We start from the raw sequence: 19,376 nt of genomic DNA on the forward strand, positions 1-19,376 counted from the left end.
TCTAGAATTTCAAATGCGTTTTGGCGTCGGCATTTTTCTGCTTCAGCAGATCAAGGAACGCCTGCAGTCCGGAGGCATCCAGCTGCTTGGAAGCGGAGTCCAGGATCTTCTTCGCCTCATCCAGGTTTTTTGCGTAATACGCCCGAATCAGACTGTCGTCATAATTTTCGAACGCAGCTTTCAGCTCGGTTCCCTGATCAAATTCTCCGATGAAAGATAAAGGTGTGTAGCCGTCCACAACATTCGCTTGTTTGCGTTTGTCATCCCAGCCCCAGTAATCGGCGATTTTCAGCGCGCCTGCATTCACTTCCGGAGCAACCGCGTCTCCGTACTCCATTTCCCCGAAGTCGGCCATCCGGTCAATATCCGTCGATCCCAGCAGCTCACCCCAATAGTTGCCGACACCCGCAAAGCCAAGCTTCTTCGCTTCCTCGGGATTGCTTTGCTTCAAATCCAAAATATCCTTGTTGGCAAGAGGGTTCCCCTTGGCATCCAGGGTGTAATCCCTGCCTTCAATCCCGTATTGCCACAGCAGCTTTCCTTCCCGGCTTGCCAGGAAGTCCGCCAGCTTCATGATGTCTTCCGGATCTTTGGTCGTTGCCGGAATCGCCCAGGCCGAGTATCCGGATTTGTAATCGACCTGCATTTGGTATGGACGGTCAACATAATTGATCGGTCCCAGCGGCAGGTAATGCATATCGCGGTTAAACTCCTGATAATTGTGCATATCTCCGATAATTCCCCACGTTCCATTCAGGGCGCCTTCCGTCGCCCGGCTTTCGTCCATCGTGAAAAATTCGGGATGCAGCAGTTTCTCGCTCAGGAGCTTTTGCACATACTCAACTTTTTTCAATGCATATTCGGTCTGGCTTTCATGCAAAATGTTCCCCCCTGCATCCTTATTGATCCGCTGATCGGCGCTGCCCCATTCCAGGTCGTTAAACAAGGCACCGACCTCCTTGCCTCCCCAGTAAGAAGGACCGATCGGAACGACGTCTTTGCCGTTCTTGTCCTTGAACCCGCCTGCCTTGATTTTTTGCGCCAGCTCATACAGCTTCTGGGTCGTATCAATCGTGCGCGGATCCACATGCAGGGCGTCGGCAATATCCTTGCGGATATAAGGACCGCCGGCATATTTACGCGTCGAGTAGCCGCCTTGTCTGGCGATGTTCATATGGACGAAATAGGATGATCCTCCGAACTCCGGCCGGAACATGACGCCATACTTCGTGTCAAGCGGAAGGTAGTCGTCCTGCAGATATTTGCTGTAGATCTTCGTTTCTTTCATCAGCGGCGTAAGGTCCGTAAACATTTGCTCTCTGGCCGCTTTCAGCACAACCTGCATTTCGGGCCGGCCGCTGTTGTTAAGATAGAACGTTATAAAATCAGGCAGGTCGTTCGACGCCAGCCCCGCAATGAGTCCGTCGATGGAATGGTCCGCCACCATGATTTCGATTTCCAGGTCGATGCCGGTCATCTCCTTCAGCTTGGCTTTGATCTCCGCATTCATATCCTCCGTGTAGTCATCCGTCCCCATAAAGACAAGCCCTTTTACTTTACGGTCCGCAATCCAGGTCGCAGGGTGATTTGCCGTACCCGTATCCTGATTAGCCGCCGTCGGTTCGCTGTTTGGACCGCTTGAATCATTTCCGCTGCACCCAACTAGAAGCATGGAGGCGATCAGCGGCATGGATAACATTTTGAACCACGTTTTCCCTTTCAGCATTTCGGCATCCCTCTTTTCAAATAATTGGTCAATGGCCTTTCCCCTGTCTTTTCACGGATGCAATCATGGATGCAATATGGATGCATTATGGTTGCATTAATGTTGTTGCAAAGCATATGGTATCGCTACCATACCGATGTGTCAGAGACCCTTCTTGAGATACGGTTGGCAGTAACGACCAGGATCAATCCGATCAAGCCCTGCATTAATCCCACGGCCGTTGCATATCCGTATTGGCCGCCCTGAAGACCGATGCGAATGACATAAGTATCCAGAATTTCAGAGAGCTGCATGTTTCCCGGGGTTCTCAAGAGGTACAGCTGATCGAATCCGGCGGACAAAATATTACCCAGTGATAGAATGAACAAAATGAGGATCGTTGGACGGATGGAAGGGAGTGTGATGTACCAATGTTCCTTCCACTTGTTCGCCCCGTCGATTTTGGCCGCCTCGTACATATCCGGGTTGACGCCGGCAATCGCCGCCAGATAGATAATGGAGTCCCATCCGATCGTCTTCCATAAATGGCTGCCGAACATAATGGAATAGAAATAATTCGGTTCCATCATATAAAAGGTGCTTCCGTCCCCGCCGAAATAAGACACGACTTGGTTGAGCAATCCGTTATCCGGAGCTAGCAGGCGTTGAGCCAACCCCACGACCACTACCCAGGACAAAAAATGCGGGAGATAGGCGATACTCTGGGCGATGCTGCGAAAATAACGGTTGCGGATCTCGTTGAACATCAAAGCCAGAAGGATCGGAAAAGGCAGGCCGATAAACAGCTTCATGCAGGAGATGATCAAGGTGTTCTTGATGAGCATTCCGCTCTGATAATCATTGAAAAAACGCTCAAAGTACTTCAGACCGACCCACGGGCTTCCGAGGATTCCCGTATTGAACTTGTATTCCTTGAAAGCCAGGATCAGGCCGACCATCGGTATGTAGGAAAATATGATAAAAAAAGCGAGGCAAGGAAGCAGCATGATGTAGAGGTATTTATGCAGAAGAATGTTTTTCCATCGTTTGCCGGGTGTCTTTCCAGGTACAGCTGCTGTTTTCAGCTGGGTTTGCATGGACTCGGATCACCTTCTTTTTGTGGATGATTGCTGATGAACCGAAGCGGTGTCTTGCATGCCGCCCGTCACCCTTAATCGTTGTCATGATCACTGCATATCTGTTCTCTTAGGGCTGAATCCCCCCCTTTCACTAAGAATGGCTTTTCAATGTCGGCTTTAATTGGAATATAGTCTCTCAAGATGAGGTGTAAATCAAAAATGGTTGCTCTTTTTGTAAAATATTACATTTCTGTGGTTGAAACCAAGAGCTGAATCCGATCCCGATACGATTGTTAGCATCGATATCTAAATCGTTATTCAGTGCGTATGGTATCGATACCATATAAAGACTCTTCACTTCTTCTTGAAGCTTTGTAACATAAACTCGAAGATAGATAGCTTCGGACTCTCCCCCTAGGAACTGTGTCGGTAACATGATACTGGAAATGTGAGGTAAGCGCTTTACCTTGAGGAAATTATAATCTACTCCGGCATGAAAGCGCAATCATTATTTTTGTAATAAAATGTCTATGTTTGTAAAATGGTTGAAACTGCCTCATTATGTCGGGAAAAACGATGGTACCATCGGATGATCCACAATGGGAAACAGCAAAAAAAAAGCGCCGTTACACGGCGCTGGTTGTTCCACGGACTACGAGTTCCGGCAGCAGAACCAGGCGCTGCTTGGAGGGCTTGCTTCCGTCGATTTCGCCAGTGATCAGCTGGACGATTTCTTTTCCCATTTGCTGAACGGGCTGGGCCACCGAAGTGAGCGGCGGATCGATAATCGTCGCCAGCACCGTGTTGTCAAAGCCCACGACCGAAACATCCTCAGGTACGCGCAGGCCAAGCTCCCGGGCAGCCTGCACGACTCCGATCGCCAGCAGATCGTTGCATCCGAAGATGGCGCTCGGCGGGTTGGAGCCGCTGAGCAGCTCCTTGGCTGTCGCCTTCCCTCCCTCGACATGAAACGGACTGACCGCCACCAAATTGTCATCGTAAGTGATTCCTGCTTCTTCAAGGGCTTTCCGGTAACCGCGAACCCGTTCCTTCGAGCTCATCACCGCCAAGTCCTCCGCAATCACGGCAATGTTCCGGTGTCCGAGCCCAGTCAAGTGAGACGCAGCCAGATAGCCGCCTAAGTAATCGTCCACGAGCACGGTATCCACTGCAAGCAGCGGCATTTCCCGCGCGATGACGGCAACCGGAAGCTTGTATTTCATCAGCTGCTTCATCATGGTGTCGTTGCGGGCGCCAGTGGCGATGATGATCCCGTCGGCGCTCTTTTGCCGGAGAACGTTGACATACCTTTCTTCCCGGGTCAAATCGTTATCCGTGCTGCATATGACCAGGCTGTATCCAAGCTCGTGGGCATGATCTTCGATGCTGCGGGCCAGCTCGGCAAAAAACGGGTTCGCGATATCGGGGATCAGGAGCCCGAGCGAATACGTCCTTTTCTTGGTCAAGGCGGATGCGACGACGCTCGGCTGGTAGTCGATCCGTTTCATCACGTCCTGCACATGCTTTCTTGTCTTGTCGCTGATCCGGCCGGTCTGGTTGATGACCTTGGATACTGTGGCAATGGACACGCCGGCTTCCCGGGCGATATCGTATATCGTCGCCACCCTCGTTCCCCCTTCCTTAACGCTGCTCTGTACTCTAAGTATAGGGAAAGTTCCAGTCTGTGGCAATTTGCTCCATGATCAATAGCGGGCCACAACCATTTTCTTGCGGGTGTAGAATTCCACTCCATCTTTGCCGTTGGCGTGAAGGTCTCCGTAAAAGGATTTTTTGTAGCCGGAGAACGGGAAAAACGCCATGGGTGCCGGTACGCCTACATTGACCCCAAGCATGCCGGCGTCGATCGATTCCCTGAACTCTCGAATCGCTTTGGCGCTGTCCGTATAGATACAGGCCCCATTGGCAAACTCGGACTTGTTGGCAATCGCTACGGCTTCCTGGAGGCTGCTAACCCGAACGACCTGAAGTACAGGCGCAAAAATTTCGTCCGTCCAAATGTTCATGCCTGGAGCGGCGTGGTCAAAGATGGTTGGGCCAAGAAAATAACCTTTTGCGTTGGCCAGGGCATGATCCCTGCCGTCCAATACAAGCTGCGCCCCCTCCTGTATCCCCTTCTCAATATATCCAATGGTCCGGCTCTTATGGGAGTCCCGGATTACAGGTCCCAGGAAGGCATCCGGTTCCATACCGTCGCCTACGGGGATATTCTTGGCAGCTTCGGCCAGCCCGCTCACCAGCTCGTCGGCGATATCGCCGACGGCTACGACGACCGAGCAGGCCATACAGCGTTCGCCTGCGGAGCCGAAGGCCGCGCTCGTGATCTCTTTGACCGCGAGCTTGAGATCGGCATCCGGCATGACGATGGAATGGTTTTTTGCGCCTCCCAACGCTTGTACCCGTTTACCGTGAGCTGCTGCCGTCTTGTACACGTACTCGGCCACAGGCTGGGAGCCGACAAACGAAATCGCCTTGACGTCTTCGTGCTCAAGCAGGCCGTTAACGACGTCATGCGCACCGTGAACGATGTTGAACACGCCGTCCGGGAGCCCGGCTTCCTGGAGCAGCTCCGCCAGCCGGTTCGCGAGCAGCGGCGTCCGTTCGGACGGCTTCAGCACGAAGGTGTTGCCGCATACGATCGCTAGCGGGAACATCCAGCTCGGCACCATCATCGGAAAGTTAAACGGCGTGATGCCGCCGACGACGCCGATCGGATAACGGTACATAGCGGACTCCAGCCCCGAGGCAATATCCGGCAGGTTGCTGCCCATCAGCAGCGTCGGTGCGCCGGCGGCGAACTCCACGCATTCGATACCGCGCAGCACCTCGCCATATGCTTCCTGGTAGCTCTTGCCGTTTTCCAGCGTAATCATCCGGGCGAGCTCTTCCCAGTGTTCCGTCAAAAGCTGCTGGAACTTGAACATGATCCGTGCCCGGCGCGGCACCGGGGTGCCGCTCCAGGACGGAAACGCCTCCGCCGCCGCGGATACGGCGTGGTTCAGATCATCCAGGGTGGATAAGGGGACGCGGGCGATCTCTTCCCCGGTGGCCGGATTATAGACCCGCTCCGATCTGCTTCCGCCCGAAGGAACCCACCGGCCCCCGACGTAGTTGTGAAGCTGCTGCACTTGATCTTGCACTTGATCCGTCATGTAGATACCTCCATCGTTTGGTCAGATTCCTTGCTGCACAAAGCGGTCGATCCGCTCCTGGATTTGCGAGGCTGTCGGCATCGCGTCGGAGCAGCTGTGGCTGGAGACCACGATCGATGCTGAGGCACTGCCGAACTGCTGGCACCGGTCGATACTCCATCCCTGCATCAGGCCGTAAATAAAGGCACCAGCAAAGGAGTCCCCTGCGCCGAAGGTTTTCACCACCTGTGCCGGAAAAACGGCACCTACGTGCTTCTCTCCGTCCGCCGAAAATGCTGTCGACCCATCGCCACCCCGTTTGACGACCACCAGCTTGGCCCGGTGCTTGAACCACTGCTTCGCGGTGGCTTCATCATCCTGCAATAGCGGACCGTCCAACACTTCGATCAGGTCGAACTCTTCGCGTCCGCCGATAATAATATCCGATTTCTCGGCGGCTAGACGGTAATACGTGCCGATCTCATCGGCCGAGGTCCATGTATACGGACGGTAATCGATATCAAAAACAATGACGACTCCGTGTCTTATCGCCAGTTCCATCGCTTTGAAAGCCGCTTCTCTGGACGGGCTCTTTGCAAGGGCTGTACCTGAAATGAGCAGCGCTCTGGCACTTTGGATATAATCCTCGCTTACGTCGCCAGGCTCCAGTTTGAGGTCCGCTACGTTATCCCGGTACATCAGGATACTGCAGTCCGTCGGAGACTTGATTTCCGTAAACGTGAGTCCGGTGACGCTGCCCGACCGGTCGACGATAACATGTTGGGTGTCGATGCCTGCGTCCTGCAGGTACCGGGTAATGAAACGGCCGTGGGCGTCGTCGGACACCCTGCCGATGAAACCGGTTCGCAGCCCCAGCTTTGCCATGGCGATCGTAATGTTGGCCGGGGAGCCGCCGACGTATTTGGTAAAGGTGACCGTGTCCTCCATCGGGCGATGGATTTCGTTGGCGTTCAGATCGATGCACAGCCGGCCCAGCCCGATAAAGTCCAGGGAACGATGGTCTGGAAATGAAATCGTGGTCAACGCTTTGGCACCTCCTGTCCAGGGGTCATCAGCCATTCATGCTGAGGGTCGTTATGGAACTTCCAGGTGCGCACCGGCCCGGCCATGACGTTAAGGTAATACACATCGTACCCGGGAGGCGCCGACACCGGATGGTAACCGCAGGGAACGAGGACGGCGTCCCCGCTCTTCACGGCCAGCGTTTCATTCAGCGACAGGTCGTCGGTATATACGCGCTGCAGGGCAAACCCCTGACCCGGAGACACCTTGTGATAATAGGTTTCTTCCAGCAGGGACTCATGCGGGAGATCGAGTTGGTCATGCTTATGCGGAGGATAGCTGGACCAGTGCCCTGCCGGCGTAAAGACTTCCACGACGAGCAGACTTTCCGCTTCCTCCTGCTCCGGCAAAATATTGCGGACGGTCCGCTCCATATAACCGGAGCCCCGCTGCTCCACCCCGATCTTCTCCGGCGGGATGAGCCTTGCTTCGAGCCGCCCTTGACCGGGAGCACTGCACACGGCCACCTCCGTTAAGGTAACGGCTTCCAGCCGGAAACGGTTGTGCGCAGGAACGTATACCGCATAAGGGGCAAGCGGCTCAAACACGCTCATCCGGCGGCCGATCCGCTCATAGCTTTGTCCGCCTGCTTCCACATTCGCCAGCCCGCTCAGCAGCACGAGGCAGACTTCACGGTCTCCCGTCTCCTGCTCGATCGTTTGACCGGGTTCCAGCCGGTACGCTTCAAAACCTACGTACTCCCACCCCGCCGATTCGGGCGTGATGCTGAGCAATCTGCCGTTCTCGTCCGGCTCTCCGCCGGGAACGATAAGCTTGGACATGTTCCTTCCTCCTTTCAGGCATTCAATTCCTGAACAATTTGAGCGAGATACTGCTTGGACTTGCTGGCATATTCATAAGGATTTGCTTGGCCGGGATCCTGCTCCGCCTCCAGAATCATCCAGTCGTCATAACCATGCCGCACGAAGCTGCGGAAAATCGGCGCAAAGTCGATGCATCCGTCGCCAGGTACGGTAAACACGCCCTGGATGACCGCTTGCTGAAAAGGAATCCCCTCCCTTTTCACCCGCTCCAGCACATCGTTCCGGACATCCTTCAAATGAACGTAGGCAACGCGATCCGCATAGCGTTCGTACAGCTCCAGCGGGTCGGATCCGCCGTAATAGGCATGCCCCGTATCCAGCAGCAAATGAACCAGCTCGGGATCCGTCGTCTCCATCAGCCTTTGAATTTCGTCCGGCCGTTCGACCACAGTTCCAATGTGATAATGGTAGACGAGCTTCATCCCGTTTCGTTTGCAGATTTCTCCGGCTTGATGCAGCCCCGCGATCATGTGGTTCCATTCCTCGTCCGTCAGGGGATGCACGTCCTGCACGCCTTTCGGTCTTCTCGGGTCGCCGATGATCGAACCCCCAAGCTCGCAGGTGACGACATGGCGGCTGCCCATCGACTTTAGAAATTCAACATGCTGCCGGTACGATTCCAGCTCGGACGCCCTGCGGCGCGGCTCGGAGAACAAGACGCCCTTCCACTGAGAAGCCATCTGGAGTCCATGCTCAGCCAAAGCCTTCTTGAGAACGGCCGTGTCCTTCGGGAATTTCCGGCTGTTTTCCGTTCCGGTAAACCCCAGCTGCGTGAAATCCCGCATCAAGTCGTCGAACGTATAATGGTCGCCCAGTTCAAGCACATCTTCATTAACCCAATTGATCGGTGAAATGCCCAATTTAATCGATCGGATATCCGTCATCTACGTCGTAACCTCCCTTTGGACTTAGATTTTCAGCGCCTGCTGCACATGTTCGTTCATCGTTTCCCTCGCAGCCCGCACCTTATCGCTGGTCGACACTTCCGGTACATCCACCCTCCACCAGGATTCGTATCCGCCCGACTGGGTGCCAGGCAGCACCTTGATTTCGATCAGGGTAGAGCCCTTCTCCTCCCCGGCCTGCCGGAGGGCTTCCTTCAGCTCATCCACACTGGTGGCGGAAAATGCCTTGATTCCCATGCTTCGCGCATGGGCCGCATAGTCTACCGGCACGTAGTCCCCCGTCAGGCGCCCCGTTTCCGGGCTGCGCAGACGGAATTCGTTGCCGAAGCCGTCGCTCCCGTTTTCACGCTGCAGGCTGTGTATGCACTGGTACCCGTGATTGTCCAGAAGGATCACGTTCACCTTTACACCTTCCTGGATGCTGGTTAAAATCTCGGAATGAAGCATAAGGTAGCTTCCGTCGCCGACGAGCGCATAGACTTCCTTGTCTGGCTCGGCGAGCTTCACGCCGAAGGCCCCGGCAATTTCGTACCCCATGCAGGAAAAGCCGTATTCCATGTGATAGGATTTGGGCGCTTCCGACCTCCACAGGCGGTGTAAATCGCCGGGAAGACTCCCGGACGCCGCTACGATCACTTCGTTTGCCATGAAACGGTTCAGCTCACCGAGCAAGCGGGTTTGCGCCAAGCCTTCTTCCGACTCTAAGCCATACAGCCTGTCGACCTCCCGGGTCCATTCGGCTTTCAGTTTGGCAAGCTCTGGTCCGTTATGAGCAGACTTGTAGCTCCTTGCCTGGAGTGCGGAGGTTAATTCTTTTAATCCCGCTCCAGCATCCGCCACCACCTGGCATGCATTCAGCTTTGACGCGTCAAAACCGCTCACATTGATATGAATGAATTCTGCTTTGGGACTCGTAAAAGCGGTTTTGGACGCGGTCGGAAAATCCCCCAGCCGGGTACCCACGCAAATGACGGCATCCGCTTCTCTGGCAAGCCGGTTCGCGGCAAGGGATCCGGTCGCGCCGATCGCTCCCATATTCAGCGGATGGTCCCAAGGGATTGCGCTCTTCCCCGCCTGGGTCTCGGCCACGGGAATGCCGAACGCTTCCGCGAACTGCCGCAGCTCTTCATAGGCCAAGGAATAATGAACGCCGCCGCCGGCGATCAGGATCGGCTTTTGCTTGCGCGAAATCAGGTCCGCCGCCCGCTCGATCGCTGCCTGGCTTGCCGGCTTGCGGTCAAGATAATGCACCCTTTTCCGGAAAAAATCCTCAGGATAATCGTACGCCTCTGTCTGCACGTCCTGCGGCAGGCAGATGGTGACCGCGCCGGTTTCCGCCGGGTCAGTCAGTACTCGCATCGCCTGGATCATCGAGCTCATCAGCTGTTCGGGACGCGTAATCCGGTCCCAGTACCGGCTGACCGGTTTGAAGGCATCGTTGACGGACACGGTATAGTCCATCGGATGCTCCAGCTGCTGTAGGACCGGGTCTGGCTGCCGGCAGGCAAAAATATCGCCTGGAAGCAACAGCACAGGTATCCGGTTGACCGTCGCCGTCGCGGCGGCCGTGACCATATTCAGCGCCCCCGGGCCTATGGAGGAAGTACAGGCGAAGATTTCCAGCCGATTCTTCTGCTTCGCGTACGCAACGGCGGCATGCGTCATGCCCTGTTCATTTTTTCCCTGGATGAATCTGAGGCTGCCCGGCTCCCGCTCCAATGCTTCACCGATGCCCAGGACGTTGCCGTGACCGAAAATACCCATGACTCCCTTTACGAACTTATGCTCCTTTCCGTCCAGCTGCACATACTGCTGGTCCAGGAAGCGAAGCAAAGCCTGTGCCATCGTTAATCGAAGTACGCCCATTCATAACCATCCTTTCGCAGAATATTTCATAAGGTTAATCGCTTACCCTAAAGACAAACAAAAATCTTATGTTGTAGACATCGAATACTCGGACAAGCTGACGGGTCTCTTCTCCAGCCATGATTTCTTTGCTGCATCCGCCAGCAGCTCCGCCTGATACCCGTCCTCTCCGCTGACAGGTACGTCCTCATTGTTCACGATCGCTTTGATAAAGCTCTCGATTTCAAGCCGATACGCCGCTTCATAACGTTCCAGGAAAAAATGCTTCGGCTTATCCCGGTACACGCCCCCGGCCGTGCTGATTTCCGCCGAGTTCGGAAAATCGTTCTGCACGTTGACCTGGCCCAGTGAGCCGAAAACTTCTACGCGCTGATCGTACCCATAGGCAGCCTGCCTCGAGTTGTCGATGACACCGATCGCGCCGTTCCGGAATCTCAGCATGATGACCGCCGTGTCCACATCTCCGAGCTCTCCGATGGTCGGATCCACCAGCACCGCTCCTTGGACATACACCTCATCCACTTCGCTGCCGCTCAAAAAGCGGGCCATGTCAAAATCGTGAATCGCCATGTCCATAAACAGCCCGCCGGATACCTTGATGTAGTCATGCGGAGGGGGGCTGGGGTCGCGCGAAGTGATCTTGATCAGATGGGGATCTCCAATCTGGCCGGAAGCGACGATCTCCCTGACTCTGCGGAAATTCGGGTCAAATCTGCGGTTGAAGCCAAGCTGGAATTTGACGCCGCTGTCGGAAGCGGCTTGCAGCGCAAGGCGGGTTCCCCGGACATCGAAGGAGATCGGCTTTTCGCAGAAAATGTGTTTACCCGCCTTGGCGGATCGCTCGATCATGTCAATATGGGTATTGGTTGACGTGCAAATAAAAACGGCATCGATGCCCGGATCACTGATGATCTGTTCCGCATCCTGGGTCAGCAAAGGGATCCCCAGCCCATTGGCCCATGCCCTGGCATGATCGATCTGCAGGTCTGCAATCGCTTTCACTTTAACCTGAGGATGATTAAGCAGATTTTCGGTATGCAGCCTTCCGATCCTCCCTGCTCCGATCACGCCGATATTCAGTTGTTTACTCATGGACATTCCACCTTGTTCTCACGATATCATTTCAATGAATCATTTAGGGTAACCGCTTTCCTTGATCGGATTATAACACCGCACCGGACCTTTGCAAACCCTTTTTTGTTATTTAATACCACATTTTTTTTGCCGCTTGCTATACGATTGCTTTTTAAACGCTGCATTGTGTCAGGTTATTAGATAACGGTTTCCATGACATATATATGAGTTTCCGCAAGTTAACATTCTATTTCCAGCGAATTGGAAAACCAAAAAAAGCGGCCTGCCGCAAACGGCAAGACCGCAAAACATCCCATACCGCATCCCGTACGGCATGGACATCAGGCTGTTATTGAATGACCCCGGTATCAATAATGGACACCTGGACCTGGGTATGAAACTGAACGTTACGGTACTCCTTGTTCCAATCGATCCGCTTCCACAGTTTGGGATGATAGGCCATCAGCTGCCGGCCTACCCCAAAAATATCGCAGTTCGCCTGCTGCAGTTCCCGCACGACCTCCCTGGCTTCCTCGGTCATAATGGACGACAGCTCCTTGTTCACTCGCGTTACTGCTTTATCATCCAGCAGCTGCGGTCCGGTGAATTCCTCGATGACCGCCTGAAGCTTGAGGCTCAGTTTCACGTGAACATCGCCGTTCCGGGAGACGCTAACGTGAAACTCACGCTTCCTCTTCTTATTGCCGACGTTGTAGCTGATCGATCCGCGAATCGGCTTGGTTGTATCCAGATTCACGGTTTTGGTAAACCGGGCATTGCCTCCCGATTTTCCTTTCATCAGAACCAGCATGATCGACTGATCCTTGCCTAGCGATCCGCTAAAGCTCTGATCATGGAACAAGGCGACGCCTTTGGCAACGATCTCGGAGCCTTGTACCCCGATATAAGGCAGCGCAAAATCCTGACCCGGATCTGTCAAAGCACGAAATACAGTATTTACGGTTTCCGGCGGGTAGAACAGGCTCATTTTCTCCAAGCTGCTGATTTTCTGGGTCAGGAATTCGCCGATTTGCAGCTCGCCTATTTTTTTCATGCCGATGATTTCTGAAGCATCGTTCTCTGTGACGACCAGCCTTACGTCGGAAGACGGGTTCCGAGGGTCCCTGAAATTGACGTCCATCGGTGCCTTGAGCCCTTCTTCGGCCAAAGATCTGCCGATCAGCTGCACGCTGTTCTTGATCACCCGCATATTCCCTCTTACGCGAGCCCGGAGGATGTTGCTCGCCCCGCGTGTTGACAAACCCACTGCCGAATGAATTTCATTTGTCGTGGAGCTCTGTTCGGTTTTCGGGGGAATGATCAGCTCAACGGTTTCCTTGATCTTATGATCCTTGGTCAGATCAAAACCTGCGCTGTAGGCCAAATTCAAGTCTTTCAAATATTCCCGGTCCCAGCATCCGGTCAGCAGCGCCGTGCTCAGACTCAGCATGGCACAGCAAAGTGCCCCGCGGCCTCGTTTCATACGGCTCCACCCGCTTTCTTTTTGACAAATAAAGAGAACAGCATTAGCAGGAAGGGAAGGCCCGCAATGAACACGTACGCGGCATATTCGGAAATCTTGTTGATGCGCTCAATCGCCATCGGCGTGGTCGGCAGCAGAGCGATTAAAAAAAAGGCTACTTTAACCCACAGGTCAAAAATTTGGTGATCCTTCTTTTTAAACAGGACCGCAAGCCCGTCCGTTGCTGCGTAGCAATAACTGGTGATGGAACATACCAAGGTAATCGACCAGATCGACAAGAACAGAACATCCGCCCGGTCGATGATGTAAAAATTCAGCGACTTGACCAGGTAAATGACAGGTTCCGGGATCATCGCCAGCTGCGTCTGGTTAAACACCATGAGACAGGTGCACACGACAAACACGTAGAACAGGGTAACGAACAGATTCGACAAGCTGATCATTTTTAATTTCTTGCTGTCTGAAGCGTCGATGAACGGAAAGATGATCAGGAACATTTCGAACCCGTACATCGAAATCGTCGTATCCTTGGTTCCCTTCAGGATGTTGATCAAGCCTGCTTCGGTTAACGGCAGCATGTATTCGATCCGCGCCTGTGTCAGGCCGTAGCTGACAAAAATAATCAAAGGAATGAACAGCATGGACGACAGGCTGTAGAACCTGGCCAAAACCGTGAGCTTTTCCTTGGCCAGGTAATACGTCATGATACAGAACAGGAGCAGTACCACCCACTTGGGGGTAGATTGCAGAATCCAGCGCTGGAGTACCATGTAGGCATTGAGCAAAACATTGCTGCCCAGCAAAATAAAATATCCGACATAGCATGCGATCAGCAGCCTGCCTACCATCGGTCCGCCAAGCCGGATACAAATTTGAAAAAGGTTCATCCCGGGAAACTTACGCAGAAGAGTCCACATCATCAAAATGATGATTTGGGTAATCGCTCCGGCGATCACAACCGATATGCCCCCGCCGCCTTTTGCCGTCTTACTAAGGTCATAGGGAATCGAAAGCACGCCGACTCCGATTTGGGCTTGGATAATGAACAAAAACAGCTGTTTCGGGGACATCTTTTTCTCAGCCTGATCCACCTTGGCCACCCCTCCCGGATCCGTGTCAACTGATGTTAGTTGTGCTTTTTCTCGCCATGCCTGCCGCGGATCGTCCAGATCGGAAACCGTAGAAATGCATCCTTGAAGCCCTTTATTTTCAATGGGGCCAGCGGCGACAGATAAGGCTTCCCGAACGACTCCAGCTTGCACAGATGAATGAACAGGATCGTTAGTCCGAAAGCAATGCCGATAAAACCGAAAATGGATGCGCATATCATCAGGGGAAACCGCAATATCCGGATCGCCGAGCTCATCTCATTGGACGGTATCAAAAACGACGAAATCGCGGTTAAAGCCACAACGATAATCATCGTATACGACACGAAACCCGCCTTGACGATCGCATCCCCGATGACCAGACCACCAACAATGCCGATCGTTTGCCCTACTCGGCTTGGCAGCCGGAGTCCTGCCTCCCTCAGCAATTCGAAGATCAGCTCGAGCAGCATCGCTTCAACGAGCGGGGGATACGGTACCCGGGTCAATGAACCCTGCACAGTAAAGAACAGCTGAATAGGCAAAATATTCGAATGAAACGCTACGATGGCGATATAGAATGCCGGCAGCTGAAAGGCGGTAATGAAGCTGAGCAGCCGGATAAACCGCACAAACGATGCGATCATCCAACGGTTGCTGTAATCGTCAGGGGTTTGATAAAAGCAGAAAAAGCTCACCGGAACGATCAAAGCCGTCGGATCCCCTTCGAGCATAATGACCACATGCCCGTCGAGCAAATACGCGCCCGTATGGTCCGGCCGTTCCGTATTCAAAAACTGGGGAAAGATCGAAAACGGCTGATCCTCCATGAATTCTTGGATAAAGCCGGTCGAAATGACGGAATCGAGCGTGATGCCCTTCAGCCTGCCTTCCACTTTTTTGACTACGGCAGGGTCCGCCAGGTTATTCATGTACATTACCGCTACTTTGCGTGGAGCCGTACTGCCTATATTGTGATAATGCACCTTCAGGTCCGTCGAGTTGATCTGCTGGCGGATCTGATACAAATTGACCGTTAAATCCTCGATAAAACCGTTGTGTGCCCCGCGGATAATGCCTTCGTTTTCCGGCTCCGTAATGCTGCGTTCGTACTTGGCCGGCGTGGTCAAAACGTAGAACTGCTTCATGTCATTCTGGGTAAAAAACAAGCAATTGCCCGACAAAAGGGATTGCGTGCCCTTATCCAGCTTGTGTTCGGTCTCGAGCCGGAGCGTCAGGAAAAGCTGGGACAAGTCCTCATCTCCTCCCTGCCGCAGCGGGCGGATGACGTTGCGCTCGATCAGGGTTGGGTCCACCGTTGATTCCAGATATACGAGCGCCGAAGATTGTCCGCGGTAAGTTAGGTGCCTGACCTTCAGATCGTCGGTGTGACACAGCTTGTCCCGGATGTATGAAATGTTCCCGTCAAGCGAAGGATAGATCGTTTGCTCTGGTGAGGTCACAGCCTGCCCTCCTGCCATAACTAGTTAGACTGCGGTTAATTTCCCCCATCCCGTGTAAAATTATTCCCAATCGATCCTGAACCTTCCAATCCAAAAAAACCGCTGGCCTTCACGGCAGCGGTTCGTCGAATTCAAGGTTTATTGTGATTGGCGGGCTGAAGTCATTTGGGAGGATCCTGGTCCCGCCAAATGGTTCTTCCGTCACGAGTTACATACGACATCCGCCGGTCCACTTGGACTTCAATTAGGCCGTTCCCCTTCAAAGTCAGGCTGCCGCTGCCTTCCACCTTTGGATATCCGGACGCGGCTGCACCGCTAGAATCGATCAAAAAGGTGTCCTGCCCATCCGCGACCGATGCCAGACCATCTTGATAGGCCGACACGCGGGTATACGCAAAGTCTGTCAGCAGCCTGCCCTCCCAATCCGCAATCGCATAGTTCAAGCCGATAGACGGCTGCCCCGGATTCACGGCGTGCGCGAGTGCCAGCCTTTCCTCACCGAGGTCACGAATCTCGTCATATTCAGGTGGAACGACGAATTGACCTGATTCATCGATGACGCCGTATCTCTTCGTGCCGCCCTCCCCCATGTTCACGATCGCCCGCTGACGGCGGAAGGGAGACGCCGAGGTAAAAGCAGGCTGTATACGGACTTGACCGCGCAGATCGATATAGCCGTATTTTCCGCCGGCCTGCTGCTGACAAACGAGCAATCCGCCGCCTGGAGGACCGGCATACTCAAACTCATATTCGTATAGACTGCGGCCGTCCAGCCCGATTAGCGCGTACGCACCATCCTTCATTTTGACCCAGGCTCTTCCACTGCCAAAATCGCCGGCTTCCTCATATCTTGCCGGGATGATCTCGTATCCCTGGGAATCCAGATAGCCGTAACGGCCGATATGTACCGTTTCCCCCTGATAGCCCTCTCCACGAAATACGGACCTGCCTTCCCGCATATCCGCGATATACGAGTACCCGCATTTCGTTACCACCTTACCTTGTTCATCGATCAGCTTGCAGACGCCGCCGTCCGTGACGACGGCCCGGTGTTCCGAAAACGGCGATATCGAATCATACACCGGGGCAACGACCCACATCCCGGCTTGATCGATCAATCCGTATTTTCCTCGTTCCCGGACAATAGCAAGACCGTTCTTCTGAAATTCCGCCGCCTCCTCGTATCTGGCCGGAAGTACCATCGTACCGCTCGTGTTGATATACCCCCACCGAAGCCCTTCGGCGGTTCGGGCCGAAAACCGCAGCAGCTCCGCCACGCGAGGCAGCTGCAGGATCTTCCTCTCCAGCGTCAAAAGGGTTTCCCGGGAAGGATACGGCTGGGCAAATCCTAAGGCTCTTCGTACCGAATGCAGTGCCGCCTGCGGGATACCGGCCCGATACTGCGCCTCGGCCAGATAGTACCAGTAGAACGGATAATCCGGATAGGATTCGGTCATCCGTTCATAGTAGCGGGCTACTTCAGGGTAATAGGCGGGGTAAACATCTTCAGCCGGGTGAAAACTCCCGTCCCGCCAGCGCAGCACCTCCGTCCGGTAGGCTTCGCCCGTATCGTGGATCCAGAGTGCGAGCTCGGATCTGCCGTCTGGACCTCCAGGGCCCGGCCAATCCGCCACGTCAATATAGCTGTAGCTCATTTCTGCAGGCGCTACATCCGTCAAACCATACTCCGTCCACTCATACACGGACAGCTTCGACCAAATGGAACCGATCTGCCAGCCTACGAGCAGGTTGTTCCGCCCAGGCTTGGTTACCGGTGCAGCGGTCAAGAACGTGACTCCATAGCCTGGGCCCTGGATCCTGGCCATCGTTCTCCATGCCCCTTCGCTGAACTGGAGCACAAGCAAGTACAGCGCATCATTCAACCGGTAGACGGCGGATATCTCCGGGACCCGATCCCCAGTTAAATCCTCGGCAATCACGGCAGGTTGTCCGGCTGGAGTATTCATCGTAACCAGCTCAGCCCCTTCCGGCAGGTGCGTGCTGACCAGCTGTACCGGACTTTGCGGTTCATTTTCGTTCATCCGTATCCTCCCTCTCTCTTTGCTTTTGCCTAATGGTATGCCGAGAGCGGGAAGATATGCCAGGACTGAGACAGAAAGCCGGCGAACTTGTTCTTTATCATATCCCCGACATTGATGATCCTGTTTGTTTTATTTTTACCAGGGAGGTTAATTACATCTTGCAAATACAAAGTCCAAAGCACACAAACCATCACTTACTACAGGAGGGATTTCATGTTTCGTCATCAAAAGGAGCTGCAGTTCGAAGTCAAAGTTGAGCGCCCGGATCCCATGTTTGCGCGGCAGGTCCAAGAGGTGCTTGGAGGCCAGTTCGGTGAAATGACCGTGATGATGCAGTATCTCTTCCAAAGGATTTAACTGCAGAGGCGAGGAAAAATACAAAGATATGCTGATGGACATCGGCACCGAGGAAATCGGCCATGTTGAAATGCTCTGTGCCTTGATCAGCCAGCTGCTGGACGGTGCTTCACCGGCTGATCAGGAGGAAGCGGGCAAAGACCCTGTCCTCGCAGCGATCATGGGCGGCATCAACCCGCAGCATCTGCTGGTCAGCGGGCTTGGCGGTCTCCCAACGAGCTCGACCGGCGTCCCATGGAATGCCGGATATATTGTGGCAAGCGGCAATTTGCTGGCCGACATGCGATCCAACCTGCATGCGGAAAGCCAGGGGCGGCTTCAGGTTGCCCGTTTATACCATATGACATCGGATGAAAGCGTGCGCGCGACGCTCCGCAAAATGCTGGCCCGCGACCGTTACCATCAATACCAATGGATGGCTGCGATTCAGGAGCTCGAAGCGAAAAACGGCGTTGTCGTTCCCGCTTCGTTCCCCGCGGAGTCGGAGCAGGAAGCACAGCCGCAGGCCTACGAATTCTGGAACTTATCCGAAGGCGTAGAGTCGAGCGAAGGGCTGTGGGCCAAAGGAATCGCCCCGGACGGCTCCGGGGACTTTGTTTACTTGGCCGATCCCGAACCGCAAGGCCAGGTCTACAAGCCATTGAAGCCGGCTGCATCGCTCCATCATGATCTCGATGACAAGGTACTGCAGAAGTAAGTTTTGATATATACAGAGAAAGCCTAGCCCATACCGGGTTAGGCTTTTTATTTGGGTTCCGTTCTCTTCGAAGAATCAATTTATTGATGAAGCAATACGCACGAATTGAGCTGCGTCAAGAACTCCGTCCTAACCGGTCCTAGGCAGTTCTTGCGACCTGCCATGCCAGAATCCGATCCCTCCGAAAGGTTCTTGGGGCACCTGTCTTCAGGCATACTGCCCTGACGGTGTTCCCGCGCATCTCTTTCACTTCGATTTTACGCTGCGTAATGTTACCGGCCTGGTCTAAATAAACGATCTCCACGGTTTGCCCAACATATTTTTCTGACATGACAGACCCTCCTAACCGAACGTATGTTTTTATTATATACGAACACCCGTTCCTTAAACCATGTAAATTTTACCCATTTATATCGAATTTCGCTGTCCAGGCCGGAAGGGTTTTATGAACCTAAAAAAAAATTTCATCATCGGGTAACATTTCGATAATATGTCAGCTTCACGGAAGGGATTTGAGGGGAATTTAGCGAAAAATGTAGTATCATTCTTTTTCAAAAATCA

General features: G+C 53.8%; 14 protein-coding genes and 1 pseudogene. 1 reads left to right on the plus strand and 14 read right to left on the minus strand.

The annotated features are described in order from the left end of the window. Position 1: 1 nt before the first annotated feature. From C7820_RS09670 to C7820_RS09730, 13 genes are all read right to left on the minus strand, one after another. On the minus strand, positions 2 to 1,726 hold the full coding sequence (locus tag C7820_RS09670; RefSeq protein WP_116230772.1) for an extracellular solute-binding protein: 1,725 nt from the start codon (positions 1,724 to 1,726) through the stop codon (positions 2 to 4). A 125-nt stretch (positions 1,727 to 1,851) separates the two neighbouring features. Further along, positions 1,852 to 2,802 (minus strand): ABC transporter permease, encoded by a 951-nt coding sequence (locus C7820_RS09675; protein ID WP_116230773.1) that lies wholly within the window; start codon positions 2,800 to 2,802, stop codon positions 1,852 to 1,854. A 608-nt stretch (positions 2,803 to 3,410) separates the two neighbouring features. Further along, positions 3,411 to 4,409, minus strand: coding sequence for a LacI family DNA-binding transcriptional regulator (locus tag C7820_RS09680; protein WP_116230774.1), 999 nt, complete (start codon positions 4,407 to 4,409; stop codon positions 3,411 to 3,413). Between the two features lie 78 nt (positions 4,410 to 4,487). Then, positions 4,488 to 5,954, minus strand: a complete 1,467-nt coding sequence (locus C7820_RS09685; protein WP_116230775.1) for a CoA-acylating methylmalonate-semialdehyde dehydrogenase — start codon at positions 5,952 to 5,954, stop codon at positions 4,488 to 4,490. A gap of 21 nt (positions 5,955 to 5,975) precedes the next feature. Continuing rightward, positions 5,976 to 6,977, minus strand: coding sequence for a 5-dehydro-2-deoxygluconokinase (iolC, locus tag C7820_RS09690; RefSeq protein ID WP_258875182.1), 1,002 nt, complete (start codon positions 6,975 to 6,977; stop codon positions 5,976 to 5,978). After that, a complete protein-coding gene (gene iolB / locus C7820_RS09695; protein WP_116230777.1) occupies positions 6,974 to 7,798 on the minus strand; it encodes a 5-deoxy-glucuronate isomerase in 825 nt (274 codons plus the stop codon). Before iolB ends, iolC begins: the two co-directional genes overlap by 4 nt. Before the next feature lie 14 nt (positions 7,799 to 7,812). Then, the gene (iolE, locus tag C7820_RS09700; RefSeq protein ID WP_116230778.1) at positions 7,813 to 8,724 is read right to left on the minus strand and encodes a myo-inosose-2 dehydratase; all 912 of its coding nucleotides are present in this window, start codon (positions 8,722 to 8,724) and stop codon (positions 7,813 to 7,815) included. Positions 8,725 to 8,748: 24 nt separating this feature from the next. Further along, the gene (iolD, locus tag C7820_RS09705; RefSeq protein WP_116230779.1) at positions 8,749 to 10,611 is read right to left on the minus strand and encodes a 3D-(3,5/4)-trihydroxycyclohexane-1,2-dione acylhydrolase (decyclizing); all 1,863 of its coding nucleotides are present in this window, start codon (positions 10,609 to 10,611) and stop codon (positions 8,749 to 8,751) included. 66 nt (positions 10,612 to 10,677) lie between these two features. After that, positions 10,678 to 11,703 (minus strand): inositol 2-dehydrogenase, encoded by a 1,026-nt coding sequence (gene iolG, locus C7820_RS09710; protein WP_116230780.1) that lies wholly within the window; start codon positions 11,701 to 11,703, stop codon positions 10,678 to 10,680. 331 nt (positions 11,704 to 12,034) lie between these two features. Further along, a complete protein-coding gene (locus C7820_RS09715) occupies positions 12,035 to 13,168 on the minus strand; it encodes a Ger(x)C family spore germination protein (RefSeq protein WP_116230781.1) in 1,134 nt (377 codons plus the stop codon). Continuing rightward, on the minus strand, positions 13,165 to 14,259 hold the full coding sequence (locus C7820_RS09720) for a GerAB/ArcD/ProY family transporter (protein WP_116230782.1): 1,095 nt from the start codon (positions 14,257 to 14,259) through the stop codon (positions 13,165 to 13,167). The genes C7820_RS09715 and C7820_RS09720 overlap by 4 nt, the downstream gene beginning before the upstream one ends. Positions 14,260 to 14,294: 35 nt before the next feature. After that, positions 14,295 to 15,719 carry a spore germination protein gene (locus C7820_RS09725; protein ID WP_181908986.1) on the minus strand — a complete coding sequence of 475 codons (1,425 nt, stop codon included), beginning with the start codon at positions 15,717 to 15,719 and terminating at the stop codon, positions 14,295 to 14,297. Between the two features lie 161 nt (positions 15,720 to 15,880). Beyond that, positions 15,881 to 17,761, minus strand: coding sequence for a WG repeat-containing protein (locus C7820_RS09730; RefSeq protein WP_116230784.1), 1,881 nt, complete (start codon positions 17,759 to 17,761; stop codon positions 15,881 to 15,883). Positions 17,762 to 17,974: 213 nt separating this feature from the next. Between C7820_RS09730 and C7820_RS09735 the strand changes: the two are divergent. Then, positions 17,975 to 18,815, plus strand: a pseudogene (locus tag C7820_RS09735) (manganese catalase). A 139-nt stretch (positions 18,816 to 18,954) separates the two neighbouring features. Here C7820_RS09735 and C7820_RS09740 read toward each other — a convergent pair. Then, positions 18,955 to 19,146: a hypothetical protein gene (locus C7820_RS09740; protein WP_105443220.1), complete on the minus strand. Its 192-nt coding sequence runs from the start codon at positions 19,144 to 19,146 to the stop codon at positions 18,955 to 18,957. Positions 19,147 to 19,376 lie beyond the last annotated feature (230 nt).

Origin of the sequence: Paenibacillus sp. VMFN-D1 (genome assembly GCF_003386155.1) — a bacterium.
GTDB classification, from domain to species: domain Bacteria; phylum Bacillota; class Bacilli; order Paenibacillales; family Paenibacillaceae; genus Paenibacillus_AQ; species Paenibacillus_AQ favisporus.